Origin of the sequence: Desulfogranum mediterraneum DSM 13871, from assembly GCF_000429965.1 — a bacterium.
Taxonomy (GTDB): domain Bacteria; phylum Desulfobacterota; class Desulfobulbia; order Desulfobulbales; family Desulfobulbaceae; genus Desulfogranum; species Desulfogranum mediterraneum.
In genome coordinates, this window is the sequence record NZ_AUCW01000022.1 from 21,065 (window position 1) to 47,817 (window position 26,753).

Genomic DNA, 26,753 nt, shown 5'->3' on the forward strand with positions numbered 1-26,753 from the left:
GTCCAGCGACGATGGTGAGCGGAATCATGCACAGTCCCCCTTCCAGGCCCCCTCAAGAGAGCAGTCAAGATCTGCTCGAATTTCCCCTGCGTATCTATACCGCGCTGCGGACCATGCGTCTCTATCCTCCGACCAACCCCCAGGTCATCCGCACGGTGGATAGTGCCTACCAGGCATGCAAGAGGTTGCTCGATGCCCAGCCGGAAGAAGATCTCAGCCTGGCCCTGAGCGGAGACACCCTCCTGATAGCAGGCCAGCAGCTCGATGAAAAAGATCAGAACCGGCCGCAGATCAAAGGGCTGATCACCTTTCTCCTCCGCCTGAATATCCACAGCCTCACCTTTAAGCAGTCATTTTCCGGCCATCAATGCAGTCTGCTGATAGAGGTCCTGGCCCAACTCTTTGCCCAGCAGGAGATCAGCGTCAAACTCGCCGAGCTGTTGGCAGAAAAAGATATCCAGTCCGTCCATATCGATGAAAAGCGCTATGTGGCGGTCCACAAAGGCGAACAGGTTGTCCGTGACGACCAGGTCGGGAGCGGCCCCGGCATGCCGATCAACGATGAGGAGTTGAGCCAATATATTCTTGGCCACCCCATCCAGGCCGGCTCCCTTGGCCAGATCTCCTCCCATGAGCTGGAGCCCTTTCTCGAGCAACTCGCTGCGGTGAGCAAACACCATCAGGCTCCGGAGGAGCTCAACGCCACCCTGCTCAAGGCCTTGCAGGGCGGAGAGCAGGATGATGGCGGCGACCCCAGCCAGGCAAACCATGAGCTGCAGGCCTCTGCCACCTCCCTGGCAGGCCTGGACCCGACCCTGCTCAACCGGCTCCTGGCCGCCCTGCCGCCAAGCAGGCAGAGTGAGCAGGTGCTGAACACCACCCTGGAACAACTCTCCCCCCATCAGCTCAACCGCCTGGTTGGCCGACTGCTCAACCAACTCAACCAGGAACAGCAAGAAGGAGAGGGAGAGGAATCAGCAGCCACGGGGCCGGATAAGCGCTTCATCAAGCGTCTGCTCCACTCCAACCGGAGCAGGGAAATTAAACAATCCATTGCCCGCAACGCCGATGCCAGACAGCTCCTGGAGAACCCGGACACCACCCTGGCCCAGCTTCCGGCGCACCTGCTGGAGCGCCTCCGGGAGCCCCAGTGGTCCGCACCGGTGCTGGTCGAGGGGATCAGCCAGGCCATGGAGCCTGCTGCAGACGGCCAAGCCGTCGATCCTGCGGCAATCAACCGGATGCTCAGCCACTATGAACAGCTCCTGGACCAGAATCAACAGCAGCAGGTGGCGGTCCAGGCAGGCGCCCAGCTGGCCCAGCTGGCCTCCGGCCAGGGGCTGGCCCTGGGCAATATCATGGCCCAGCGATTCAAGGGCCTCTTTGGCGAACAGCTCTACAGCCAGCTCATCTCCCAAGTCTCGGACGAGCTCCTGGATGAGACCATCGAGCACCTGGACAGCAAACAGCTCAACCGGATGGTGGCCATGCTCTCCGCCAACATCCCCCTGGCCGTCAACAGGGAGGGAGACCCGGATTTCACCACCCTGGATGACGAGGCCCTGGCCAGGCTGACCAAGAGTTCCAAGGGCGACGAGGTCAGGCAGGCCATGACCCGGACCATGGATGCCAGACAGCTCCTCGAGAATCCGGATATCAGCCCTGAGGCGCTCCCCCCCCACCTCCGGGAGCGCCTCAGGGAGCCCCAGTGGTCCGCACCGGTGCTGGTCGAGGGGATCAGCCAAGCCATGGAGCCTGCTACAGAGAGCGAAGCCGTCGATCCTGCGGCAATCAACCGGATGCTCAGCCACTATGAACAGCTCCTGGACCAGAATCAACAGCAGCAGGTGACGGTCCAGGCAGGCGCCCAGCTGGCCCAGCTGGCCCAGCTGGCCTCCGGCCAGGGGCTGGCCCTGGGCAATGTCCTGGCCCAGCGATTCAAGGGCCTCTTTGGCGAGCAGCTCTACAGCCAGCTCATCTCCCAGGTCTCGGACGAGCTCCTGGATGAGACCATCGCACACCTGGACAGCAAACAGCTCAACCGGATGGTGGCCATGCTCTCCGCCAACATCCCCCTGGCCGTCAACAGGGAGGGAGACCCGAACCTCACCGCCCTGGATGACGAGGCCCTGGCCAGGCTGACCAAGAGCTCCAGGGGCAACGAGGTCAGGCAGGCCATGACCCGCACCATGGATGCCAGACAGCTCCTCGAGAATCCGGACACCAGCCCGGAGCGGCTCCCCCCCCACCTCCGGGAGCGACTCCGGGAGCCCCAGTGGTCCGCACCGGTGCTGGTCGAGGGGATCAGCCAGGCGGTTTCTCCGGATAGATCCGCTGACAGAGAACAACTCAACCGACTGCTGGCCAACTACGATCAACTCCTCAGCCCCAACGAGCAGGCGCAGGTTGCCCAACTGGCAGGCCTCCAGCTGGCTGACCTGGAAGAAACCGAGCTGGGCCTGCTCCTGGTCCGGCGTTTCAAGGGAATCTTTGGCAAGCAGCTCTACAGCCAAATCATCGAGCACCTCAGCGATGCCCAGCTCGGTCAGCTGGGCCAACAGCTCCACCGCTTGGCCACCGGCCTGGAGGAGCTCCCTGCCGACCGGTCCAGTGAGGAGATCAGCGCGGCCTACAACCGGCTCAAACAGACCGCACAACAGCAGAAGATGCGCGCTGTGGTGGACTTACATACAAAACATACCAGGCAACAGGAGCAGCAACGTCAAAAACGTGTCCAGGAGGGTATCCAGTCATTGCTGGCAGGTGAAGGCGAGGTCCTGGAGCAGGAAGAGCTCTGTCAGGCCATCCCGGAAACCATCAGCCGCCTCTTAGACGACAAGGAGAGCCAATCGGCAGATAATCTTCTGATCCAACTGGCCATCACCCTGCAGTCCCCTTCCCGGCAACTCCGTCACAACGGGGCTGCAGCTCTGGCGAGCACAGCCGAGCAGCTGGCCGGCGACCTCCAGTGGCCCAGGCTGATCAAACTCCTCCCTGCCCTGGAACAGGCGCTGCAACTGCTCCGGGAAGATGAGCCCAGCATCAAGAAGATCATTACCTCCATCAGCCGGTTGGCTGAACATTATCTGGATGAACAGGACTACTCCAAGGCCTATCAGATTGTCCATCTTGTCAAGACCTTCAGCTGTGCAGCCCCGGGCACCCTCAGCCATGCGGTTCAACAGCATGGCATCTCTGCCCTGGACCGAATAAGCTCCAGGAAGCTCCTGGAACAACTGCTGGCAGACTTCCTCCATGGCTCTGAAAACAGTGAATATGCCGCCAACCTGCTCACCGACCTGGGGAAAAAATCCGTACGCCACCAGCTCCAGTACCTCATGGCCAGCGACAGCAAGAGTGAACGCAAGCAGTTGCTCAGCCTGATCCGGCAGAGTGGTCAAGGGGCGGGTGAGGTACTCATCGAACAACTGGAACAACCCTCACCCTGGTATGTCTGCAGAAATATCATCCGCCTGCTGGGGGAAATCGGTCGCCCTTCCCTGCTGCCCGCCATGGCCTCCTTTACCGGCCATAGCGACCTCAGGGTTCAACAGGAGACCCTGAGCACAGCCGCCAAGCTGGGAGGCAAGGAGATTCAACCCTTTCTGGTTCAGGCCCTGGCCGCCGTGGATGATTCCCTCAAGGTACGGGTGGTCCACCAGATGAACAATTTTCCCGCTGCCTCCTATGTGGCTCCCCTCAGCGATATCCTGGAAGGCAGGCAGGTCGTGCAGCCGAAGAATAAACAGATCCTCCAGCTCGCCATCTGCCGGACCCTGGCCACCATCGGCTCCAAACGGGCCATACCGGCCCTGCAACATATTCTCAGGAGTAAAAACCTCCTGGGACGTCCTAACTATAGTGACGAACTCCGCAAGACCGCCAAGTATGCCCTGGATCGCCTCAGACGATCAGGAGATCCCGACAACCATCAACCTTCTGTGACCACAAGCATGAGCGAACAGCAACCACCCCCCGCCCAGGATCAGGACCAGCCCCTCTCCATCCAGGAGGCAGAGGCTGCCCTCTTTCGCCTGGCTGAACAGGGGAAAACAGAAGAGGCCAAGAGAACACTCTTTGAACTGATCGTTGCCACGGCCAAGGCCGGCGACTTTGCCGATGCCGAACGCTTACGGGAACGGATCTACGAGATTGACCCCATGGCCCTGAGCGAAATCATTCGCTCAGGTGAGATTATTGAGCAGGAAAAGAGCGGCTCCATCAATGAGGAGGACCTCACCATCTGGGCTGAGCTCACCGATCAGCTGAGCAGCGAAGAGTTTCAGACCATCTACCACGAATTCCATGAGCAGATCTATGCCCCGGAGGAGAACATCGTCAGCCAGGGCGACGAGAACGATGCGCTCTACTTTATCAACCAGGGAAGCATCAAGGTCTCCCATCAGGTAAACGAGAGGGAGATCTTCATCACCAGTCTGGGCCGCGGCGAACTCATCGGCGAAAATTTTTTCAGTCCCTCGGTCTGGACCATCAGTCTCACCGCCCTGACCGAAGTTCGGCTCTACAGCCTCAAACAGCAGCAGCTCGACAAGTGGCTGGAACGCTTTCCCGGCCTGCGCGCTAAACTCAAGACCTTTTACGACCACTGCAACAAGGTTCCGGCCACCCTGAAGAAAAAACGGCTGGAACGCCGCCAGGATCAACGTTTTACCCTCTCCCGCAAGATCCAGGTGCAGCCCCTGGACAAACAGGACAAGGCCATCGGCCGCGGCTTCAGGGCTGAAATTGCCGATATATCCCGGGGAGGTCTCTCTTTTCTGATCCGAATCAGCAAACAGGAAAATGCCAGGCTCCTTTTAGGCAGAAGGCTGCAGGTCATCCTGCCGGTGGGCGGCAAGGCCAACTACCTCTACCTCAAGGGGCGCTCCATCGGGGTCCAGCCCCATGATGCCCTGACCAGTGACTACTCGGTGCATTTTCAATTCGCGAGCCAGCTTGATCAGGAGAGTCTGCAACATATCTTAGGCTGAGCCCCCACAGGCTGCCCCGGGTGGCGACACTCTCCGGAGTTTGCACGCTCCTCCTGCACCGGCCCTCTTCCCGGTCAGGTCCATTTCTCCCCATGCCGCTTTAGCGGCCGAACAGAGCAGAAAAATATCACCCGGAGGTGCCTGTATGTCGGATGCTGTCAGCGAATTCTACCAAAACGCCGTACCTGAAGCGCTCCTCAGCAACAAGGTCCTCAAGGCGCCCTGTCCCTTCTGTCGTCTCCAGGGGAAAGAAAAACCCGGTCAGTTGACGGTCTTCCTCAATGAAGAGAGCTTCTTTCACGGCTATTTCCAGTGTCAGAGCCGCTGCAGCCCGGGAGGATTCCCCCTCTCCTTTGCCCGGCAGCTGGGGCTGGATCTCCACACAGTTCCGGGCTACGACCCTGAGCGGGAATACCTGGGAGGCGAGGTTGATCTTCCCGTAAAAAACATCAACCAGGAGGTCATCGATTTTACGGAGAAGATGACCACTGAACTGCGCCAGAAGTTCGAGCGCTACGGCATCTCCCCCCAGGTATTGAGCGCCCTGCAGATCGGCTATAACGGCCGTTACCTGGTCTATCCCTATATCCAGAGCGACGGCAACTACTATGCCGCGCGCTGTGTCCACCCGGATAAGGCTGAAGATGCCTTCTGGTACGGCAACGAGCAGTTCACCACCCCCAGGTTCCATCTGTTCAACCAACTGGAGATCCAACGCTGTGAAAACGGCGCCCTGATTCTGGTGGAGGGCGAACAGAGTCTGCTCACCCTCAAGGAACTTGGCCTGCCGGTCATTGCTCTCCCTGCAGCCTCTGACCTGGAGCAGCTTGATCCCCTCCACTTCCGGTGGATAGAGACCCTCTACCTCTGGGTCAACAACAGCGCCGAGTCCATGGCTGCTGCCCGCAACTTTGCCACCAGGACAGGCTACAAAGTCCGCCTGGTCCGCTGGCAGGAGAGCCAGCCCCGTGACTACTCCCTGCCGGCCATGGCCCATGAGTATGGTAGCCGCTTCCAGCACCAGGTCTTTGCCATGCTCCAAAAGGCCCGGGCCTTTTCTCCCTTTGCCACTCCGGAGCAGGAGTATCAGCACTTCAAAGAACGGCTCCACCGGGAGACAGAAAACAGCCTGACGGCTCCGCCCCCCGAGTTCCTTCGGCTCAGCCAGGCCCTGGGAGGTTTTAAGGGGATCAATATCATGGGCGGCACGCCCAAATCCGGAAAATCGTGTCTTTTCATCCAGCTCGCCTCAGAGCTTGCCCGACAAAAGAGAGCGGTGATCTACTATGACTTTGAAAACGGGAAGCAGAAGATCTACCAGCGTACCCTGGCGCGACTCAGTCGACTGGCCGTGGGGCAACTGGCCGCTGGCGGTCTCGATGCAGAGGAGCAGCAACGCCTGGACCGTGCCCGCAAACAGCTGCAGGGATTGCTGCGCTGGTTCCGGGTGGTGAATGACCGCAAGTTGAGCCCGGAGACCATGCGCCGCCACATCGATTTTCTCCAACACGAGACCCGCAGCAACCATACCGTGGTGGTGGTGGACAGCCTCCACAAGCTCCCGTTCAAGGATCTCAGCCAGCGCCGCTCGGGGATCGACGGCTGGCTACGCCAGATGGAAGCGATCCGCGACGAACAGAACGTCACCTTTCTGGTCATCTCCGAGTTGACCCGGGGCCAGGACGGCCAGTTCGAGCGAGTTCCCCAGCTGGGCTCCTTCAAGGGCTCAGGGGACATTGCCTACTCTGCAGACAATGCCCTGGTGTTCCTGCCCCAGTGGGATCCCTTTGAGCAGAGCCCCCCGGCAACCAGATGCAACGATCTCTGGCTGGTTGCCAGTCGGGAGCAGCCCCCGGGGAAAATCAGCTCCTATCGACTGGACTACCCGTTCTGGGGATTTGTGGAGCTCTGCGAGTAGCCCGCCCCTGGGAGAGCTCAGCCCCTGGCGGAGAGGCTCTCCTGCCACGACTCCAGCAGTTCCAGGGCCAGCTTGGCCCGGAAAGGGCCCCGCTCCTTTTTGCGCATCTTCTGCCTGAGTGGAGGAAAGAGGCCGAAGTTGACGTTGCTGGGCTGAAAATGGCCGGCATCGGAGGCGGTGAGGTGTCGCACCAGGGCCCCCAGGGCGGTGGCCGCAGGTGGTGGCGGAGTTGGAGCGCCCCCCAGTGCCAGGGCCGCGGTATTGATCCCTGCCAACAACCCCATGGCCGCACTCTCCACATACCCCTCCACACCGGATAACTGGCCGGCAATAAAGAGGCCGGGCCGCTCTAAGAGCTGGAGAGAAGGGTCAAGCAGTTTGGGGGCACAGATAAAGGTATTACGATGGATCGATCCCAGGCGCAGGAATTCGGCCTGCTCCAGTCCTGGAATGGTCCGGAAAACCTCCTGCTGGGCGCCATAGCTCAGCTTGGTCTGGAAACCGACCATATTGTAACTGGTCTCCTCCCTATTCTCCGCCCGCAGCTGGATCACGGCATGGGGCATCTCACCGCTTTCCGGGTGGGCAAGGCCCACTGGCTTCATCGGTCCGAACCGCAGGGTCTCCGGCCCCCTGGCGGCCATCACCTCGATGGGCAGACAGCCTTCAAAATATTTCGCCTCTTCAAAATCCTTCAAGGGAACCGTTGGCGCCGCCATCAACCGGGCCAGAAAGGCGGTATACTCCTCTTCGCTCAGGGGGCAGTTGAGATAATCCCCGGGTGTGTCATCATCCCAACGGGACTTGCGATAGATCTTGGCCCGGTCAAGGCTGTCCGCGTCGATGATGGGAGCAATGGCGTCATAGAAGGCCAGGTTGTCCTTGCTGATGCGCTGCAACTCTTCTGCCATGGCTGCCGAGGTCAGGGGACCGGTGGCCAGGATGACCGGAGCCTGCTCCGAGGCCTGGGGCAGGCTGGTTACCTCCTGACGACGGATCTCGATGGCCGGATGGGCCTCCAGGGCCCGGGTGATATGGGCGGCAAAGCCCTGTCGATCCACGGCCAGGGCCTTGCCCGCCGGTACTGCCGTGGCAGCGGCGGCCTCCATGACCAGGGAGTCCAGGCGCCGCATCTCCTCCTTGAGCAGGCCCACCGCCGAATTCAGGCCATCGGCTCGCAGGGAGTTGGAACAGACCAGCTCTGCCAGGGCCTCGGATTCATGGGCCGGGCTGAATCGATGGGGCTTCATCTCATAGAGCACCACGGAGGCCCCCCGTGCTGCCGCCTGCCAGGCAGCCTCACAGCCGGCCAAACCGCCGCCGATGATGGTAATGGTCGTATTGTCTTTCACGTCTTGTTCACCAATCTATTTGTACTTCAAGATGTTTGCGGCCCCACTGCAGGGCCTCTCCATGGGACTCAAAGTAGAGATCCAAGCGCGTCGGCCCCTGGATGGCCCCTCCCCGGTCGGTGACCACCCCCCAGCCATAGCCCGGGATATGTATCCGGGTGCCGAATGGGTAGTAGTCGGTATCTGCAGCCAGGGTGCCGTCACGCTGACTCCATAACCAGGGAAAGATGAGCCGCACCGGGATCATCCAGGGGTGGGTCAGGCTGTCCAGAGAGAGAAGGCCGGCCTGGGGCTCCACAGGCACGGTGTTTGCCGCGGTCTTTCCGCTATAGGGTGCGCCCCTGCGTGATCCTGCACTCACATACCTGTTCCAGAAGTCGAGTTTCAAGAACAGCCACCTCCCCCGCTCCCAGGAGCAGCAGGCGCCGCAGCCGCAGTAGGCGGTGGTTTCCATCACCCTGGTCTGGTAGCCTGTACAGCTACAGAGACCAAGGACAACAACCAGCAGGATCGAGCAGACAGAGATATGGCGCATAAAAAAAAAGGGCAGAATGGTATGCTCACTCTGCCCTGTACCCAAAAAAATGGAAAAAAAAGACCCGTTAATACCGATAGTAATCCGGCTTAAAGGGACCGCTCACCGCTACCCCGATGTAGTCGGCCTGCTCCTGGGTCAACTCGGTCAAAGTGGCACCGATCTTCTGAAGATGAAGACTGGCCACCTTCTCATCCAACTGCTTGGGCAGGAAGTAGACCTGGTTCTCATACTGCTGATGATTCTGCCACAGTTCCATCTGGGCGAGCACCTGATTGGTAAAGGAGTTACTCATCACAAAGCTGGGATGACCGGTGGCGCAGCCCAGATTGACCAGCCGTCCCTCTGCCAGGATGATCAGCCGCTTCCCATCGGGGAAGATCACGTGGTCCACCTGGGGCTTGATGTTCTCCCAGGTCAGTTCGCGCAGACTGGCGATATCAATCTCCGAGTCAAAGTGACCGATGTTACAGACAATGGCCTGATCCTTCATCATGTCCATGTGATGACGGTTGATCACCCGGAGGTTACCGGTACAGGTGACGAAGATCTCACCCACCTTTGCGGCCTCCTCCATGGTCACCACCCGGTAGCCTTCCATGGCCGCCTGCAGGGCACAGATCGGATCGATCTCGGTGACCAGGACCGTGGCTCCCATCCCCCGGAAGGCCTGGGCACAACCCTTGCCCACATCTCCGTAGCCGGCGACCACGGCAATCTTGCCGGCCACCATCACATCGGTGGCCCGCTTGATGCCGTCCAGCAGGGACTCGCGACAACCATAGAGGTTGTCAAATTTTGATTTGGTCACCGAGTCATTGACGTTGAAGGCCGGGGCCAGCAGACTGCTGTCATTGGCCATCTCGTTGAGGCGCAGTACCCCGGTGGTGGTCTCCTCGGAGATCCCCCTGATCTCCTCCATCAGCTCAGGATACTTCTGATGCATCACCAGGGTCAGGTCGCCGCCGTCATCCAGGATCATGTTGGGGCGCCAGTTCTCCGGGCCAAAGATGGTCTGTTCGATACACCACCAGAACTCCTCCTCGGTCTCTCCCTTCCAGGCAAAGGTGGGGATACCGGCGCCGGCCATGGCGGCAGCGGCATGATCCTGGGTGGAGAAGATATTACAGGATGACCAGCGCAGCTCGGCACCCAGGGCAACCAGGGTCTCCATCAGCACGGCGGTCTGGATGGTCATATGGAGGCAACCGGCAATCCGGGCACCGGCCAGGGGCTGCTGGGCTGCAAACTCCTCGCGCAGGGCCATCAGGCCGGGCATCTCGGTCTCGGCAATGGCAATTTCCTTGCGGCCCCAATCGGCCAGGTTCATATCGGCTACTTTATAATCGGTCATGCTCTACTCCTGCACTCCCCGGAGGGGGCGTACTCAAATTGTGGATAAATGGGGCTTACAGTCCGGCGGCCGCTTTCAAGGCCTCTACCTGATCGGTTCGTTCCCAGGTAAACTCTGCCAGTTCCCGACCGAAATGACCATAGGCCGCGGTCTTCCTGTAGATGGGCCGTAACAGATTCAGGTGCTGGACAATGGCCTTGGGCCGCAGGTCAAAGACCTGGCCGACAATACGCACCAGCTCCGCCTCGCTGACCTTACCGGTGCCAAAGGTCTTCACATTGATGGAGACCGGTCGGGAGATGCCGATGGCGTAGGCCACCTGCACCTCCACCTCACTGGCCAGGCCGGCGGCCACGATATTCTTGGCCACGTAGCGGCCCATGTAGGAGGAGGAACGGTCGACCTTGGATGGATCCTTGCCGGAAAAGGCCCCACCGCCGTGGGAGCCCCGACCACCGTAGGAGTCGACGATGATCTTTCTGCCGGTGATCCCGCAGTCACCCACTGGTCCGCCGATAACGAAACGGCCCGTGGGGTTGATGAAGTACTTGGTATCGGCATCGATCATTGCCGCAGGCAGGATGGGCTTGATGATCTCTTCCATCACGCCTTCCTTCAGATCGGCATAGTTGACCTCAGGGCTGTGCTGGGTGGAGAGGACCACGGCCTCCACCCGCTTGGCCACATTATCTTCGTACTCGATGGTCACCTGACTCTTGGCATCGGGACGCAGCCAGGGCAACACCCCGGCCTTGCGCACCTCGGCCTGACGCTTGACCAGGAGGTGGGAGTAGGTGATGGGCATGGGCATCAGCACCTCGGTCTCATCACAGGCATAGCCAAACATCAATCCCTGATCACCGGCGCCCTGATCCAGATCAAGGCCGCTGCCCTCATCCACGCCCACCGCGATATCGGCAGACTGCTTATCGATGGAGGTCATCACCGCGCATGACTGCCAGTCAAAGCCCATATCCGAAGAGTTGTAGCCGATCTCCCGAATGGTCTGACGCACGATATCAGGCATATCCACCCAGGCCGAGGTGGTAATCTCTCCGGCAATGAGGGCCATGCCGGTGGTCACCAGACTTTCACAGGCCACCCGGGCGTGTTGGTCCTGTTCGAGGATGGCATCAAGGATGGCATCAGAGATCTGATCGGCAACCTTGTCAGGATGGCCTTCAGATACCGACTCTGAGGTAAAAAGATGATTTGACATAGAGATATGTTCCTTACAGTTTAAAGAAAAGTATGGTGAAGATGATGATAGTATTAATCAGGTTCGAAGAGGCGTCTGCGGCGGCAGCTCACCCGGGGGGTTGGGCTGTCGCGGAGCTACAGCCGCGCCTGCAGGGGATACCTGTTACAGGTACAGTAGAGCAAGAGGGTCCCGCCTTCTTCCCCTACCCCTTGCCGCCGGCAGCCTGCAGCTGCTCCCCGGGTCTGAGAAAATACAGCTGCAAATGATCTCAAGATTTCAGCTGAAACGACCCTATAGCTCTACCTGCATCTCAAAAAAAACTCAACCCCAATGCGCAGCTTAGGCGAAAATAATCTGTCTGGGTAGAAAAGGCGCTGCAGAACCCGCTCCTGGCCATGATTCGGTGACGATCCCTGGTGCCTGGCCAACTGGAAGAGTACAGGCCACCTTGCAAGATTGCCTTTTCTTCCTATCTTTGCGTTATGGTGAAAATTGTACCCTCGGAATAGGTATCATATGCCTGGGATACAAGTTTCCCCATGCCTTGAGCTTGATCGAAAAATCTCATTTTTCAAGGTACCCTAAAGTTTATCAGGCCAAGGTACATTGATGCCACCACCGAATTCCGCAGGCTCAGGGCCTGGAGTTCAAGAGCAGGCGACGCAGACTGTTCTTCAGGAAACGAAAGGGGTTGAAACGAATGGGCATGAGTTCATCGGGCAGACAAAAGCCGCGAACCGCCAGCTCCTCGGGCCGCTGAAAGAGCCAGGATATTTCCTCCAGTTCGACCCCTGCCCTGCCCAGCCGCCGGGCAGCACCCCAGAGGGGGCAGCTGGAGGGAGCCACGTCCAGGACCTTCAACAGCGCCGTATCCAGGGCCACCCCATTGCGGGCACAGCCCAAGAGACCGAGCTGAAAGGGTCTGCCATGGACCGGGCCGGTGACATGCATGGCCCTGATGCCGTCCAGGAGGGCGACCCCGGGCGGCAAAACTGCCGGGAGCTCAACGATCCGTTCCAGGAACGATCCCGCTTCACCGCCATGGACCATATGCCACCAGGGCTTGCGGAAACCGACCACACAACCAAACAAATTTTTCACCGCCATGGTCAGCCTGGTCTGGGCATGGGCCTTGAGGCGCGGCAGGTTGACCAGCAGATCACACTCCCGGGCAGCCGCGGCCAGGCCTACCTTCCCCCCTCCGGGCAGGACCAACTGCTCCGCCTGGTCAAATTCCCGAACGCCCACCCCGAGTCGTTGCAGGGGAGCCAGGGCCCCGATGCGATCAAGGACGTTCCCGGCAGTGCCAAAGGCCGGTGAATCACCCACCTCCACCCGAGCGCCACGATCGATGAACCAGCCACAGACCGCAGCCAGGACGGCAGGCTCGGTACAGGCCAGGGCCCTGCTCGCACTGATCAGGTTCGGCTTCACCAGGACATGACAGGAATGCCAGGAAGACCTGGCAAGAACAGCCGTCAGGAGTTGATCCACCCCCAGGGCCAATCCGCTGGAATCATAGTCTGCACAGGCGAGCAGGCCGACGCTGCTCTTCTCTTCAGCCATCCAAAAACCCCCACGAAAAAAAAACCGGCTTAACCCAGAGAAGAGTCAAGCCGGTAAAGGAGAGAAGAGATGAAGTATCTCTGCCCTGGAAATATGCAGAAATGATACCACAACAAAAACAGAAGCCTCAAACTTTTTTCCTGCCAATACAACAACCACTTACAAGAGACCAGCAGAGAGAATCCCGGGATAGCGGCTCGACCTTAAGTTCAAATATTTGAACCTCACGTTTCGATGATTCAAGCCCCTCCTTTAAAAAAATGTGTTTCAACAGAAAGTTACCTTTTTTTTTACCTCACCGGCAGCTGTTGGATATTTTTTACCCGGTTTGACCACGAAATCACTGGAAGGCAATAACCCGGGTCCGCAGCACCCCTTCCTGCTGGCAGATCTCTTTCTCCACCTCGGCAGGAACCGGACCGGCACAGTCGATGATGTTGTAGCCCAGGGAACCGTTGCTCTTGTTGGTATAGTTCATAATATTGATATCATACTTGCCCAGGATATTACTGACCAGGGCGATCATCCCGGGCTGGTCGCGGTTGACCACGGTCAGGCGGGTATGGACATCCACGGTGGGGATGGTCTCCACATTGGGAAAGTTGACGCTGTGGACGATATTGCCGTACTCCAGGTAACTCATCAGCTCCTTTACCGCCATGGTGGCACAGTTTTCCTCAGACTCTGAGGTGGAGGCACCCAGATGGGGCGTGACGACGATCTTCTCATGACCGATAAAGTTGACCGAAGGAAAATCAGAGATATGACCACGCAGCTTGCCGCTGGCCAAGGCCGCCAGGACCGCCTCTTCATCGACGATGGGACCGCGGGCATAGTTGATCAGGATGGCGCCGTCCTGGAGAAACTCCAGGAAATCCTTGGTCGTGACATAGCCGCGGGTATTTTTGTTAAGGGGGATATGGACACTGATGAAGTCCGCCTGCCCCAGGGCCTCCTTCCTGGACCTGGCCAGGATCACCTCCGAGGAGAGTCCGTGGATGTTGTCCATGGCAGGAAAAGGATCAAAACCGATGACCCGCATGCCGTGATGCAGTCCGGCATTGGCCACCCCGACCCCGATCTTGCCCAGGCCGATCACGGCCAGGGTCTTGCCGGCCATCTCCTCGCCCTTATAGAGTTTCTTCTGGGCCTCCACCTCCCGGTTAATGGACTCATCATCACCCAGTTCGGTGAGCTGCTTGCAAAAGGAGATACTCTTTTCCACGTTGCGCAGCCAGATGCCCAGGGTGGTATAGACCAGCTCCACCACGGCATTGGCATTGGCACCCGGGGTGTTGAACACACAGATACCCTTTTCCGAAGCCTCATCCACTGCTATATTATTAACACCAGCACCTGCCCGGGCTACGGCCAACAGTTCAGGGAACTGTGACAACTCCACCTTGGAACTGCGGACCACCAACCCCAGGGGGTTGCTCTCATCCGAATCCACACTGTAGCGATCTGTGAACAGGGACAAGCCTTCCCGGGCAATGGCATTCATGGTTTTAATTCGAATAGGCTGCATGGGACTTCCTCATGGTTGTAGTCGCCTGAACAACGCTTGGCTGCCGGCGCGATTTTGTGTTCTCCTCGCCCCATGATCCAGGCTCAGGGAGAGCTGAAGCAGATCCGGGGCAGCAGGGATAGAAACCGATGAAAAAAGAAGCAAAGATGAGCCAGAAACCTACAATGAACCATTGCGCATTGTCAAGAGCCAAGGGGGGCGCCAACCCAGGCTTCCCTTCCCTATCCCGGCAGGATGCTTATGGTTACCGCTATGATCCTCGCCCCTGCCAATCCCAACAAGGCGATACCCTATGAAAACAGTGACAGGCCTTCTCTGGCCCCTCCTCCTGGCCCTCCTCCTGAGCCTCCCCCTGGAGCTCTCCGCGGCCCAGCCCACCTCGCTGCACCACACCATCTCCATCAGCTTTGATCTCAAGGAGCAGCTCCTCCGGGGTACCTCACGGCTCTCCATTCCGGCCAACAGAGGGCTAGGGCTCCGTTGTGGGTCCTTGACCGTCACCGGCACCGTCCTTGAGCGGGCCGGACAGACCCCGCAGACACCGGCCATGGGAGCTGGCAACATCCTTCGGCTTCCGCCCTCTCCCCAGGCCAGGGAACTCTACCTCTCCTGGGAGCTCTCCACCAGGGATCAGCAGGACCAGGACAACCTGATCTCCGCCCAGGGAATCACCCTGGCCGGCTCATGGCACCCCCTGGCAGACCAGGCGATGACCTTCACCCTCAAGGCGCTTATCCCCAGGCACTTCACCGCCATCAGCGAGGCCGAGACCATCATCAGCCGGGTCCGCGGCAAGCAGAGAGAGATCCAAACCAGTTTCACGATCCCCTTGGCCGGCATCCATTTCGTTGCAGGCCCCTACCAGGTGCAGTCCCGCCGGCTCGGTGAGCTGACCCTGTCCAGCTATTTCTTTGCAGAAGACGCTCAGCTGGCTGCAGAATACCTGGATCGGGCCCAGGAGTATATCCGCTCCTATGAGGGGCTGATCGGCCCTTTCCCCTACAACCGCTACAGCATAGTCGAAAACCGGCTGCCAACGGGTTTGGCCATGCCCACCTTCACCCTCCTGGGCCAGGCGGTCATCCGGCTGCCCTTTATCAAAGACACCTCCCTGGGCCATGAGATCCTTCACTCCTGGTGGGGCAACGGGGTCTTTGTCGCCCCGGCCTCGGGCAACTGGTCCGAAGGGCTGACCAGCTACCTGGCAGATCATCTCCAGGCAGAGCAGGGGCAGCGGGCACAGAGTTACCGTAAAAACCGACTCCTCCGTTATGATGCCGCTGTGCCTGAAGACAACCTCTTCAGCCTGGCGCAGTTCCGCGACGCCGGGCATGACCAGGCTGATTCCAGACTCAAGCGGGCGGTGGGCTATGACAGGGCTGCGATGCTCTTTCATATGCTCCGCCAAAAACTGGGCACAACTCTCTTCCAGGAGGGGCTCAGGGATTTTTACCGGAACAACCGCTTCAGCTATGTGGGCTGGGAGGAGATTGAGGCCTCCTTTAGCCGGGTCTCCGGCCAAAACCTGTCCCCGTTTTTCAGCCAGTGGCTGCAAGGCAGCGATATCCCGAATCTCGGCCTTGAGCAGCTGGAGATCAGCCAGGAACAGGGTGGTTCGGTGATTCGCTTTGAGCTGGTCCAACAGAGCCGGGAGCCCTACACCCTGGAGATCCCCATCCGAATCACCACCCTGGGCGGAATCAGGGAAGAACGCATCACCACCAACAGCAGCAGGGAACAGGTTGAACTGCACAGCGACTACCTGCCCCGCAGTCTCAGCATAGATCCTGGTTATGATCTGCTCCGCCGCCTGTCCCGCCAGGAATGGGTCCCCACCTGGGCACACTACCTGGGAGCCGAGCAGGCCAGGATCCTGGTCCCTGCCGTCGATGCTGAGCCATATCAGCCCCTAATCCAAAGGCTCCGCCAACTGGGCGCCGAGCTGAAGAGGGAGGAGGAGGTCAGCAACCGGGAGCTGCAGCAGGGCGCCTGGCTCTTCCTGGGCAAAAGCGGCCAGCGCAGCAGTCTCTTTGCAGACCCAGGCGGAACAACAACCGGGTTTTCCCTGCAGGTCCGGGAAAATCCGCTCAAGCCGGAAGGAATCATGGTGCTGGTGGACAGTGCCTCCAGGGAGGAGACCCGCGCCGCGGCCGGCAGGCTGGACCATTACGGCAAATATTCCACTCTGCTCTTTCAAGGGGGGCAGATCCGGGAAAAAAGAGTCCAAGCGAGCGTGAACGGCATCCAGGCCCCGCTGATCGCTCCTCCCCAGGGCGTACCGACCCGGGCCTTGCTGGACTTCAGCCAGATCGTCGGCCGACTTGCAGCGAGCCGGGTCATCTATATCGGCGAGTCCCATACCGATTACAGCGCCCACCTGCTCCAGCTCCAGCTGATCCAGGCCCTCTACCTGCGCAACCCGAAGATGGTCATCGGCATGGAGATGTTCCCCCGCTCCTCCCAGGCAGCCCTGGACCGCTACAGCAGCGATCCCTCCTTCAGTGAGCAGGACTTTCTCCAGGCATCCCGATACTTTCAGGTCTGGGGCTATGACTACCGCCTCTACAGGGAGATCATCAGCTTTGCCCGGGCCCACCAGCTGCCCATGGTCGGCCTCAACCTGGACAAGGCCCTCACCTCCTCCCTCTTTCACAGCGGCAACACAGACCAGCTCTCCAGCGAGCAGCTGGCCACGGTTGCCGCCGAGCGGGACCTCAGCCTGCCCGGTTACCGCCAACGGCTGGAACCGATCTTCCGGATGCACCGGAGCCGTGGATCAAAGGGATTTGCAGGCTTTATCCAGGCCCAGGCGCTCTGGGACGAGACCATGGCCGAGTCGGTTGTCTTTGCCCTCAGGAAGTTCCCGGAGCACCAGCTGGTCGTCATCGCCGGCAGGGGTCATGTCGATCGCCGGAGCGGTATTCCTCCCCGGGTCCAGCGGAGACTGCCCGCGCTGGTACAGCGGGTGGTCATCCCGGAGGGTGGCAGCAATCCCGGAGGAGCAAGGGAGGAGGAAGCAGACTTCCTGATCCCTACCAGGCCCATGGAACTGCGGCCGGCGGGAAAGATGGGAGTCGTCCTGGAACAGCGGGATGAGGAGACGGTGCGGATCAGCCGGATCAGCCCCCATGGTCAGGCTGCTGAGGCAGGCCTGCAGGCGGGCGATATCATCACCGCAGTGGCCGGGACTCCGGTGACCAGCGTGGCTGATCTTAAATGCAGTCTCCTGGACCGCAGCCCCGGAGATCAGGTCGATATCCGGGTCCGGCGGCAGGGGCAGCAACTCCACTATCGGCTGGAGTTGTCCAACCTGCAGCCAGGGAGGATGCCCAGGGAGCATCCCCGGTTCAGCGTGCCCTGATACAGGCCACTGCCCCGGAGAGCTGGAAGCTCAGGGCGTGGCCGCCCCTCCACAGACCCGGGCCAGAGCCACGGCCTGACGGTTCTCTTTGACCGCGTGGACCCGGAGGATGTCCACCCCCTGGAGGGCACAGAGCGCTGACACCACGGCCGTGGGCAGGTCCCGCTCCAGCGGGGAGAGCTCAAACAGGGTGTTGAAAAAGGATTTTCGGGAATGACCGATCAGCAGAGGGCAGCCATGTGTTGTAAAGGACTGGATATGGCTGAGGATGGCCAGGTTATGGTCCAGGGTCTTGCCGAAACCGACTCCCGGGTCCAGGATCACCCGCTCACGCTTGATCCCCTGCTGCTCGAGCCAGGCCAGACGTTCGCTGAAAAAGGCGTTGATCTCGCTGATCAGATCCCCGTAGCTGGGGCTGAGCTGCATGGTGGCGGGATCGCCCTGCATATGCATGATGATCACCGGCCCCTGGTAGGCCTGGACGACCTCGACCATGGCAGGATCGTGCTGCAGAGCCGAAATATCGTTGACCATGGTGGCGCCGGCGGCCAGGGCGGCCCGGGCCACCCGGGCCTTGGTGGTATCAATGGAGACCGGGATGGTGCTGCTGCAGCCGCGGATGGCGGCAATGGCCGGCAGAACCCGGGCAAGCTCTTCCTCCTCAGCCACCGGCTCGGCAAAGGGACGGCTGGATTCCCCACCCACATCGATGATATCCGCCCCCTCGGCCAGCAGTCTTCGTACCTGGGCCTCCAGCTCCTTTGGCCGTACAAAGCGGCCACCGTCTGAAAACGAGTCCGGGGTGACATTGAGAATCCCCATGATCCGTACCTGCTCGTCTGCCATGCTCTCCTCCAGCTCGACCTTCTCCACCACTGCCATAAAAAAAGGGTTGATTGGCTGCACCAGCCAATCAACCCCTGATCATGCCGTTCTGTTCCTCTTACACCTCGATGGTCTCTTCCTCGTCCTTGCTCTCGACCACGGCTTCGGCCACCGGTTCCGCAGAATCGGCGCCCTCTGCGGGGAGTTCTTCACCCCGTAATTCGGCAATGATCCGATTCATGTCTTCCAGCATGATGGTCTCTTTTTCCAGAAGCTCTTCAGCCACGGCCTTGAGCACATCCATGTTGTCTTCCAGCAGGCGGGTCACCGAATCGTTGGCATCCAGGATGATCCGCTTCACCGCCTCATCGATCTTCTGGGCAGTGAGCTCACTGTAATCCCGGTGCTGGGCGATCTCACGGCCAAGGAAGATCTGTTCTTCCTTCTTGCCATAGGCCAGGGGACCCAGTTCGTCGCTCATACCCCACTCACAGACCATCTTGCGGGCAAGTTCACTGGCCCGCTCGATATCATTGCCGGCTCCGGTGGTGATCTCATCAAAGACCAGTTTTTCCGCCACCCGGCCACCAAAGAGGATGGCAATGGAGTTGAGCAGGAAGCCGCGGGCATGGGTATACTTCTCATCCATGGGCAGCTGCATGGTCAGGCCCAGGGCCCGGCCGCGGGGAATGATGGTGACCTTATGGATGGGATCGGTTCCCGGCAGAAAGCGCGCCACCAGGGCATGACCGGCCTCATGGTAGGCGGTGATTTCCTTCTCCTTCTCCGAGATCATCATGGAGCGGCGCTCCGCACCCATCATCACCTTGTCCTTGGCCCGTTCCAGCTGTTCGGCGTCAATCTCCTCCTTGCCCTGACGGGCAGCCATCAGGGCGGCCTCGTTGACCAGGTTCTCCAGATCAGCCCCGGAAAATCCAGGGGTACCGCGGGCGATGACCGCCATGTCCACATCATCGGCCAACTTGGTCTTCTTCCCGTAGATGTGGAGGATCTGTTCCCGACCCTTGACATCGGGAACCGGGACCATCACCTGGCGATCGAAACGTCCGGGCCTGAGCAGGGCGGGATCGAGCACATCGGGACGGTTGGTGGCCGCGATGATGATCACCCCGTCATTGCCCTCAAAACCATCCATCTCCACCAGGAGCTGGTTCAGGGTCTGTTCGCGCTCGTCATGACCGCCGCCGAGACCGGCGCCGCGATGACGGCCCACGGCATCGATCTCATCGATGAAGATGATGCAGGGGGCATTTTTTTTGCCCTGGTTAAAGAGGTCACGTACCCTGGAGGCACCAACCCCGACAAACATCTCCACAAAGTCAGAGCCTGAGATGGTAAAGAAGGGCACCCCGGCCTCGCCGGCAATGGCCCGGGCCAGGAGGGTCTTGCCGGTACCCGGGGAACCGGCCAGGAGCACCCCCTTGGGGATGCGACCGCCCAACTTGGTAAACTTCTGGGGATCACGGAGAAAATCGATAATCTCCTCCAGCTCCTCCTTGGCCTCGTCTATCCCGGCCACGTCCTTGAAGGTGACCTGGACCTCGCCCTCACCCTGGAGTTTGGCCCTGGTCTTGCCGAAGGAGAGCGCCCCACCCTTGCCCCCACCCATCTGCATCTGGCGCATGAAGAAGATCCAGACTCCGATCAGGAGCAGCATGGGGAACCAGGAGATAAAGATCGTCAGATACCAGGGAGTTTCTTCAGGTTCCTTCACCGAGATATCCACCCCTGACTGCCTGAGCATGGGGATAAGCTCGGCATCGTCGGGAGCCACGGTGACAAAGGGACGACCATCAAGACCCGCACCTGTGATTTTCTCTCCCCTGATATTCACCTTATTGATCGCCCCGCTCTCCACACTGGACCAGAATTCGCTGTAGGTCATGGAGTTGCTGGTGGAGTGGGGTTTGTTGAAGAGGTTGAAGAGGAGAATCATGGTCAGGCCAATGACCAGCCACATGCTTAGATTTTTATAGAAGGTATTCAAAAAAAACTCCCAAAATAGTGTCGTTAAACGAGTGTCGGCGGGGCCTGAGCAGTCCCACCGACACCTCTCGTGCACAGCTTTGAACTTATAGTAATACCATTTCCATCTCAGTCAATGCTTTCAGAGAATTCCTGAACCGTTTTCACCCCGACATCCTTGGCCATCAGCGACTCCACAGCCAGGGCCATGGACCAACCGCCGGTGATGGTGGTGGTATAGGGGATATGGTAGTCCAGGGCCGCCCGCCTGATGGTGTAGGAGTCTTCGGTGGTCCGGGTACCGGCGGAGGTGTTGAGAATCCACTGGACCTCACCGTCTTCGATCTTATCCAGAATATGGGGTCTGCCCTGGGAGATCTTGTTGATCTCGGTGCAGGCAATCTCCTCCTCCACCAGCCGGGCCGCGGTTCCCTTGGTGGCCAGCAGGGTGTAGCCCAGCTCCACCAGCTTGCGGGCAACCCTGACCACCGCGTCCTTGTCACCGTGACGAACCGAGAGAAAGACCGTGCCCTCCAGGGGCAGATCCGTGCCTCCGGCCAGCTGGGCCTTGGCCAGGGCCTGGCCCAGATCGTCATCGATGCCCATGACCTCGCCGGTGGACTTCATCTCCGGCCCCAGCAGGGTATCGACATTCTCAAAACGATCAAAGGGAAAGACCGCCTCTTTGACCGCCCAGTGGGACAGCTGCTTCTCCCGGGTAAAGCCCAGTTCCTTGAGGCTCATGCCCATCATCACCTTGGTGGCGACCTTGGCCAGCTGCACGCCGGTGGCCTTGGAGACAAAGGGCACCGTGCGGGAGGCCCTGGGATTGACCTCCAGGATGTAGAGGGTCTCGCCCTTGACCGCGTACTGGACATTCATCAGACCGATCACCCCGAGCTCTTCGGCCATGGCCTTGGTGGCCCGGCTGATCTCCTCCACCATGGCCGCAGACAGGGTATGGGGCGGCAGCACACAGGCAGAGTCACCGGAATGGATCCCGGCCTCCTCGATATGCTCCATGATCCCGCCGATCACGGTCATGGTGCCGTCACAGACCGCATCCACGTCCACCTCGATGGCGTCTTTGAGGAACTGATCCAGGAGCACCGGGGCCTCGCTGCCGGCCATGCCAGGGATATTCATGAAGTCCCGGATCCCGGCCTCGTTGTAGACGATCCGCATATCACGTCCGCCCAGGACATAGGAGGGCCGCATCACCACCGGGAAACCAATCTTTTCTGCCACCTGGAGGGCCTCTTCCAGGGTGTGGGCAGTGCCGTTGTCCGGCTGGCGCAGACCCAGTTTCTGGAGCAGCTGCTGGAAGCGTTTCCGGTCCTCGGCCCGGTCAATGGCATCGGGCGGGGTGCCGATGATGGGTACCCCCATCCTGTCCAGGGGTACGGCCAGGTTCAGGGGGGTCTGGCCGCCGAACTGGACGATGACGCCGTCGGGCTTCTCCCGTTCAATGATGTTGAGCACATCCTCCCGGGTCAGGGGCTCGAAGTAGAGCTTATCCGAGGTGTCGTAATCCGTGGAAACGGTCTCCGGGTTGGAGTTGACCATGATCGACTCCACCCCGATCTCACGCAGGGCAAAGGAGGCGTGGACACAGCAGTAATCGAACTCGATGCCCTGACCGATCCGGTTGGGCCCGCCCCCCAGGATCATGATCTTCTTCCGATCGGTGAGCCGGACCTCATCTTCCTGCTCATAGGTGGAGTAGTAGTAGGGGGTATAGGACTCAAACTCGGCTGCACAGGTGTCCACCAGCTTATAGACCGGCTCCAGCCCCAGCTGGAGACGCAGCTGGCGGATATCGTCCTCCGAGGTACCGGTGAGTTTGGCCAGCTGGACATCGGAAAACCCGTACTGCTTGGCCGCAAACAGGGCCTCCTGGTCCAGGCCGCTGAAACCCAGGTCCTCAATCACCTTGCCCTGTTCGACAATCTGCTGCAACTGGTCCAGAAACCAGGGATCGATCAGGCTGAGCTCATGGATCTGCGGGAGCTCCATGCCCCGACGCAGGGCCTCAAAGAGAAAGGCGAGCCGCTTGGAGTTGGGCTGGCTGAGGCCGCGCTGGAGATCATCCTGGTGGAGTTCGTTCATCTCCTCCTTGCCGTCAAAGCCAAAGCCCATCCGGCCGATCTCCAGGGAACGCATCCCCTTCTGAAAGGCCTCTTTAAAGGTCCGGCCAATGGCCATGGTCTCGCCCACGGACTTCATGGCCGTGGTCAGGAGATCCTCGGTCTCCGGAAACTTCTCAAAGGTCCAGCGCGGAATCTTGACCACGCAGTAATCGATGGTGGGCTCAAAGGAGGCATAGGTCTCCCGGGTGATATCATTCTTGATCTCATCCAGGGTATAGCCCACGGCCAGCTTGGCGGCGATCTTTGCAATGGGAAAACCGGTGGCCTTGGAGGCCAGGGCCGAGGAACGCGAGACCCTGGGGTTCATCTCGATGATCATCAGCTCGCCGTCTTTGGGATTGACGGCAAACTGAACATTGGAGCCGCCGGTCTCCACCCCGATCTCGCGGATGATGGCGATGGCGGCATCCCGCATCTCCTGGTATTCCCGATCGGTCAGGGTCTGGGCCGGGGCAACGGTGATCGAATCACCGGTATGGACCCCCATGGCATCGATGTTTTCGATGGAACAGATGATGACCACGTTGTCATTTTTGTCCCGCATGACCTCAAGCTCATACTCCTTCCAGCCCAGCAGGCTGCGCTCCACCATGATCTCGGTGGTCATGGAGAGGTCGAGGCCGGCGGTGGCCAGCTCGCGCAACTCGCTGCGGTTGTAGGCCACCCCGCCTCCGGTACCACCCAGGGTGAAACTGGGACGGACGATGATGGGGAAACCGATGGATTCACCGGCAGCCATGGCATCATCAAGGGTCTGGACGATGAAGGACTCGGGCACCTTGAGCCCGATCTTGAGCATGGCATCACGGAACTCTTCCCGGCCTTCGGCCTTCTGGATGACAGCGACGTCTGCGGCCAGCATCTCCACCCCGTACTTCTCCAGCACCCCCATCTCCGCCACCTTGATGGCGGTGTTGAGGCCAGTCTGGCCGCCCAGGGTAGGCAGCAGGGCATCGGGCCGCTCCCGCTCGATCACCTTGGCCACACACTCGGGGGTGATGGGTTCGATATAGGTCCGGTCAGCCAGGCCGGGGTCGGTCATGATGGTGGCCGGATTGGAGTTGATCAAGATCACCTCAAATCCTTCCTCCTTCAGGGCCTTGACCGCCTGGGCCCCTGAGTAATCGAATTCACAGGCCTGACTGATGATGATCGGACCGGAGCCAATAATTAAAATCTTCTGGATATCTGTTCGTTTAGGCATGGATATATGTCAGCTAAGAGGAGAGATCAACGGGACTGCTGCATCAGTTCTATGAAACGGCTAAAGAGGTACTCCGCATCATGGGGGCCGGGTGCATATTCGGGGTGGTACTGCACCGAGAATGCCGGATAGTCGCGGTGGCGCATCCCCTCGAGGCTGTTGTCGTTGAGGTTGATATGGGTGACCTCAACCTCAGGGGGCAGACTTTCGGGATCGACGCAGAAGCCGTGATTCTGGGCCGTGATCTCCACCTTGCCGGTGGTCAGGTCCTTGACCGGCTGGTTGCCGCCGCGGTGGCCGAATTTCAGTTTATAGGTGGAGCCGCCATAAGCCAGGGCGAGCATCTGATGGCCCAGGCAGATCCCGAAGATGGGTTTTTTCCCCAAGAGTTGGCGGACGTTTTCCACCACGCCCTGGACTCCGTCCGGGTCACCCGGGCCATTGGAGAGAAAGATACCATCAGGTTGCAGGGCCAGAATCTCGGCGGCACCGGTGGTCGCCGGCACCACCATCACCTGGCAGCCGTACTGGCTCAGCAGCCGCAGCTGGTTGTACTTGGCACCAAAGTCAAGCGCCACCACCCGAAAGGCAGCAGAGCCGCTTGCCGGAAAGGCAGCCGCCTCCCGGGGACCTTCCGCAGTCCAGAGATAGGGGCGAGCACAGCTGACCCTGGCCACCATATCCCGGCCCACCAGGCCGGCCCAGCTCCGGGCCTTGGCCACCAGGGAGTCGCCGTCCAGGTCCTCGGTGGAGATAGCCGCCTTCATGGCCCCGCTCTTGCGGAGCAGACGGGTCAGCATCCTGGTATCAAACCCCTCTATCCCCAGAACCTGATGGCGCTGCAGGAGGTCGACCAGGGTCCCGGTGGCCCGATGGTTACTGGGCAGGGCCTGGTACTCACGCATCAGAAAGGCTCTGGGGTGAACCCCGGCAGACTCCATATCTTCTTCGTTTACGCCATAGTTGCCGATCAAGGGGTAGGTCATGGTCACCAGCTGGCCGGTATAGGAGGGGTCGGTCAAGACTTCCTGATAACCGCTCATGCTGGTATTAAAGACCATCTCTCCCATCACCTCACCGGGTCCGGTAAAGGATTTTCCGGATATCACAGTGCCATCTTCAAGCCCGATCAATGCTTTCATAAATCATTCGTTATCTAAGGGTTAACTGAAAATTCCGACCAGCAGCCAGGTGTAGCCTCATGCCCCACAGCTAGGCTTCAGGCTGCAGCAGCTCTTTCACCAGGGCAAGCTGCTGCTGGACAATTGCGGTCTGCCCGCTCTTCAATGCCTCTGCCTGCAGACAGGCAGCTTGATACGCCTTCCGGTCGGTCTGGTGGTGCAGGAGCAGCGCGGCCAGGGCCTCACCATCCTCTACCCGGAAACCGCAGCCGGCTGCCTCCAGCTGGGCAGCGGGACCCTGAAAATCAGCCATACTCGAACCATAGTACACCGGACGCCCCCAGCGGACGGCTTCCATGATGTTATGGCCGCCCTGGTCCACCAGACTGCCGCCGCAGAAATTATAGGCACCAACGCTGTAGAGTTCGGCCAGTTCACCCATGGTGTCGATCAGGACCACGGCATGGCCGCGCTGCCCCCCCTTCTCCAGGGTGGAGTAATAATCAAAGCCGATCCCGGCCCGGTACAGGAGCTCTGCCACCTCTGCCAACCGCTCGAGGTGCCGCGGAGCAAGCAGCCAGACCACGGGACGGCAGGCAGCCAGTTGCTGATAGACCTGAAGAAGCAGGGCCTCTTCGCCCCTATGGGTAGAGCCGCAGATAAAAACCTGTTCACGGTTCAATTGCAGCAGCCGGCGATAATGGGCCCGGGCCGTACCGCCCGGAGGCGCGACGGCTGCCGACTTGACATTGCCGCAAACCCGTACCCGCGCAGGGGCGACTCCCAGACCGATGAATCGGCGGCCATCCTCCTGACCGATGGCCGCGACCCCGGCCACGCCCTGCAGCAGCCAGGACATCAGCCCGGCGACTCGAGAGTAGCGGAGAAAGGAGCGTTGGGAGATCCGACCGTTCAATACCACCACCGGCACCCCGCTTCGCCGGCTCTCCCGCAGCATCGCCGGCCAGAGCTCGGTCTCCAGACAGATATAGAGATCAGGCTGCAAACGCTCAAGACTCTTGCGGACCAGCAAGGGCACATCCAGGGGCGCCATCAGGCAGGGGATATCCTCTCCCAGACGCAAGCGGGCCACCTTGTTGCCCTGCTCGGTGGTGGTGGTCAGCAGATACTGCAGCCCCGGCACCTCCCGGGCCAAGGCCTCAAGGATAATGAGCGCTGCCTGCACCTCTCCCACCGAGGAGGCATGCACCCAGAGACGCTGCTGCCCGTTTTTCGCTGCTAACAGCCCCTGGGGCACGCCATCCAGGCGCTGATCAAGGCCATGGCTGTAACGGCTTGGCAGGCGTCTGAGTAGAGGGCGCAGCAGGCGCAACACCATCAGGCCTGCAAGGCCCAGGAGGCCGTAGCCGCTATAGAAAATTTGTACCACCGTAGCACCGATCCCAAAATGCGAATTTGCAAAACCATCCATTAAAACAGGATTCAATCTAACCGTCAACACTGTTCGGCCATTATGCGGTAAAAGGGTACTTTTATGCCTTTGCCCTCCCCCTGACGCTCTTTATAACAGCAGCCGGAGCCGAGACCGGCCAGGGGTCTTTTTCATTGACAAGCCGTGATCCAACCTGTAAGCAAGCCTGACCATTCAAGGCTTCCCCTGAAGGCCATCCCAGGCCCAAAAATGGGCATCCCTGTTGATG

At 59.9% G+C, this 26,753-nt stretch carries 14 protein-coding genes; 3 read left to right on the top strand and 11 right to left on the bottom strand.

What is annotated here, in order from left to right; translation table 11 throughout:
• The first annotated feature begins 26 nt into the window (after window positions 1-26).
• Both G494_RS0111695 and G494_RS0111700 read left to right on the top strand, forming a co-directional pair.
• Window positions 27-4,991 carry a cyclic nucleotide-binding domain-containing protein gene (locus G494_RS0111695; RefSeq protein WP_028584690.1) on the top strand — a complete coding sequence of 1,655 codons (4,965 nt, stop codon included), beginning with the start codon at window positions 27-29 and terminating at the stop codon, window positions 4,989-4,991.
• A gap of 145 nt (window positions 4,992-5,136) precedes the next feature.
• Window positions 5,137-6,909 carry a bifunctional DNA primase/helicase gene (locus G494_RS0111700; RefSeq protein ID WP_028584691.1) on the top strand — a complete coding sequence of 591 codons (1,773 nt, stop codon included), beginning with the start codon at window positions 5,137-5,139 and terminating at the stop codon, window positions 6,907-6,909.
• Window positions 6,910-6,926: 17 nt separating this feature from the next.
• Here G494_RS0111700 and trmFO read toward each other — a convergent pair whose 3' ends face one another.
• The 6 genes from trmFO to G494_RS0111735 all read right to left on the bottom strand — a co-directional run bounded on the left by trmFO (window position 6,927) and on the right by G494_RS0111735 (window position 14,445).
• Window positions 6,927-8,261: a methylenetetrahydrofolate--tRNA-(uracil(54)-C(5))-methyltransferase (FADH(2)-oxidizing) TrmFO gene (trmFO, locus tag G494_RS0111705; RefSeq protein ID WP_153305855.1), complete on the bottom strand. Its 1,335-nt coding sequence runs from the start codon at window positions 8,259-8,261 to the stop codon at window positions 6,927-6,929.
• 7 nt (window positions 8,262-8,268) lie between these two features.
• The gene (locus G494_RS0111710; RefSeq protein ID WP_035246335.1) at window positions 8,269-8,796 is read right to left on the bottom strand and encodes a 3D domain-containing protein; all 528 of its coding nucleotides are present in this window, start codon (window positions 8,794-8,796) and stop codon (window positions 8,269-8,271) included.
• Between the two features lie 67 nt (window positions 8,797-8,863).
• Window positions 8,864-10,150 carry an adenosylhomocysteinase gene (ahcY, locus tag G494_RS0111715; RefSeq protein ID WP_028584694.1) on the bottom strand — a complete coding sequence of 429 codons (1,287 nt, stop codon included), beginning with the start codon at window positions 10,148-10,150 and terminating at the stop codon, window positions 8,864-8,866.
• Between the two features lie 55 nt (window positions 10,151-10,205).
• Window positions 10,206-11,369, bottom strand: a complete 1,164-nt coding sequence (gene metK / locus G494_RS0111720) for a methionine adenosyltransferase (RefSeq protein ID WP_028584695.1) — start codon at window positions 11,367-11,369, stop codon at window positions 10,206-10,208.
• Between the two features lie 615 nt (window positions 11,370-11,984).
• Complete coding sequence (locus G494_RS0111730) at window positions 11,985-12,917, bottom strand: DUF362 domain-containing protein (RefSeq protein ID WP_028584697.1); 933 nt, start codon at window positions 12,915-12,917, stop codon at window positions 11,985-11,987.
• Window positions 12,918-13,257: 340 nt separating this feature from the next.
• On the bottom strand, window positions 13,258-14,445 hold the full coding sequence (locus G494_RS0111735; RefSeq protein ID WP_028584698.1) for a 3-phosphoglycerate dehydrogenase family protein: 1,188 nt from the start codon (window positions 14,443-14,445) through the stop codon (window positions 13,258-13,260).
• A 292-nt stretch (window positions 14,446-14,737) separates the two neighbouring features.
• Between G494_RS0111735 and G494_RS0111740 the strand changes: the two genes are divergently transcribed.
• Window positions 14,738-17,806, top strand: a complete 3,069-nt coding sequence (locus G494_RS0111740) for a ChaN family lipoprotein (RefSeq protein ID WP_028584699.1) — start codon at window positions 14,738-14,740, stop codon at window positions 17,804-17,806.
• A 30-nt stretch (window positions 17,807-17,836) separates the two neighbouring features.
• Here the strand turns inward: G494_RS0111740 and folP are convergent, their stop codons facing one another.
• The 5 genes from folP to G494_RS23150 form a co-directional block, all read right to left on the bottom strand.
• Window positions 17,837-18,712: a dihydropteroate synthase gene (folP, locus tag G494_RS23140; RefSeq protein WP_232362543.1), complete on the bottom strand. Its 876-nt coding sequence runs from the start codon at window positions 18,710-18,712 to the stop codon at window positions 17,837-17,839.
• Between the two features lie 37 nt (window positions 18,713-18,749).
• A complete protein-coding gene (gene ftsH / locus G494_RS23145) occupies window positions 18,750-20,639 on the bottom strand; it encodes an ATP-dependent zinc metalloprotease FtsH (RefSeq protein ID WP_035246338.1) in 1,890 nt (629 codons plus the stop codon).
• 107 nt (window positions 20,640-20,746) lie between these two features.
• A complete protein-coding gene (gene carB / locus G494_RS0111755; protein WP_028584700.1) occupies window positions 20,747-23,971 on the bottom strand; it encodes a carbamoyl-phosphate synthase large subunit in 3,225 nt (1,074 codons plus the stop codon).
• Between the two features lie 26 nt (window positions 23,972-23,997).
• Entirely contained in the window at window positions 23,998-25,113 is a 1,116-nt protein-coding gene (gene carA / locus G494_RS0111760; protein ID WP_028584701.1) for a glutamine-hydrolyzing carbamoyl-phosphate synthase small subunit, read from the bottom strand.
• Window positions 25,114-25,183: 70 nt separating this feature from the next.
• Window positions 25,184-26,482: a 3-deoxy-D-manno-octulosonic acid transferase gene (locus tag G494_RS23150; protein WP_161629980.1), complete on the bottom strand. Its 1,299-nt coding sequence runs from the start codon at window positions 26,480-26,482 to the stop codon at window positions 25,184-25,186.
• Window positions 26,483-26,753 lie beyond the last annotated feature (271 nt).

Bases quoted from the DNA above. Each gene is read 5' to 3' on its own strand.
- G494_RS0111695 (WP_028584690.1), top strand. From the start codon at position 27: ATGCACAGTCCCCCTTCCAGGCCCCCTCAAGAGAGCAGTCAAGATCTG.
- G494_RS0111700 (WP_028584691.1), top strand. From the start codon at position 5,137: ATGTCGGATGCTGTCAGCGAATTCTACCAAAACGCCGTACCTGAAGCG.
- G494_RS0111710 (WP_035246335.1), bottom strand. From the start codon at position 8,796: ATGCGCCATATCTCTGTCTGCTCGATCCTGCTGGTTGTTGTCCTTGGT.
- ahcY (WP_028584694.1), bottom strand. From the start codon at position 10,150: ATGACCGATTATAAAGTAGCCGATATGAACCTGGCCGATTGGGGCCGC.
- metK (WP_028584695.1), bottom strand. From the start codon at position 11,369: ATGTCAAATCATCTTTTTACCTCAGAGTCGGTATCTGAAGGCCATCCT.
- G494_RS0111730 (WP_028584697.1), bottom strand. From the start codon at position 12,917: ATGGCTGAAGAGAAGAGCAGCGTCGGCCTGCTCGCCTGTGCAGACTAT.
- G494_RS0111735 (WP_028584698.1), bottom strand. From the start codon at position 14,445: ATGCAGCCTATTCGAATTAAAACCATGAATGCCATTGCCCGGGAAGGC.
- G494_RS0111740 (WP_028584699.1), top strand. From the start codon at position 14,738: ATGAAAACAGTGACAGGCCTTCTCTGGCCCCTCCTCCTGGCCCTCCTC.
- carB (WP_028584700.1), bottom strand. From the start codon at position 23,971: ATGCCTAAACGAACAGATATCCAGAAGATTTTAATTATTGGCTCCGGT.
- carA (WP_028584701.1), bottom strand. From the start codon at position 25,113: ATGAAAGCATTGATCGGGCTTGAAGATGGCACTGTGATATCCGGAAAA.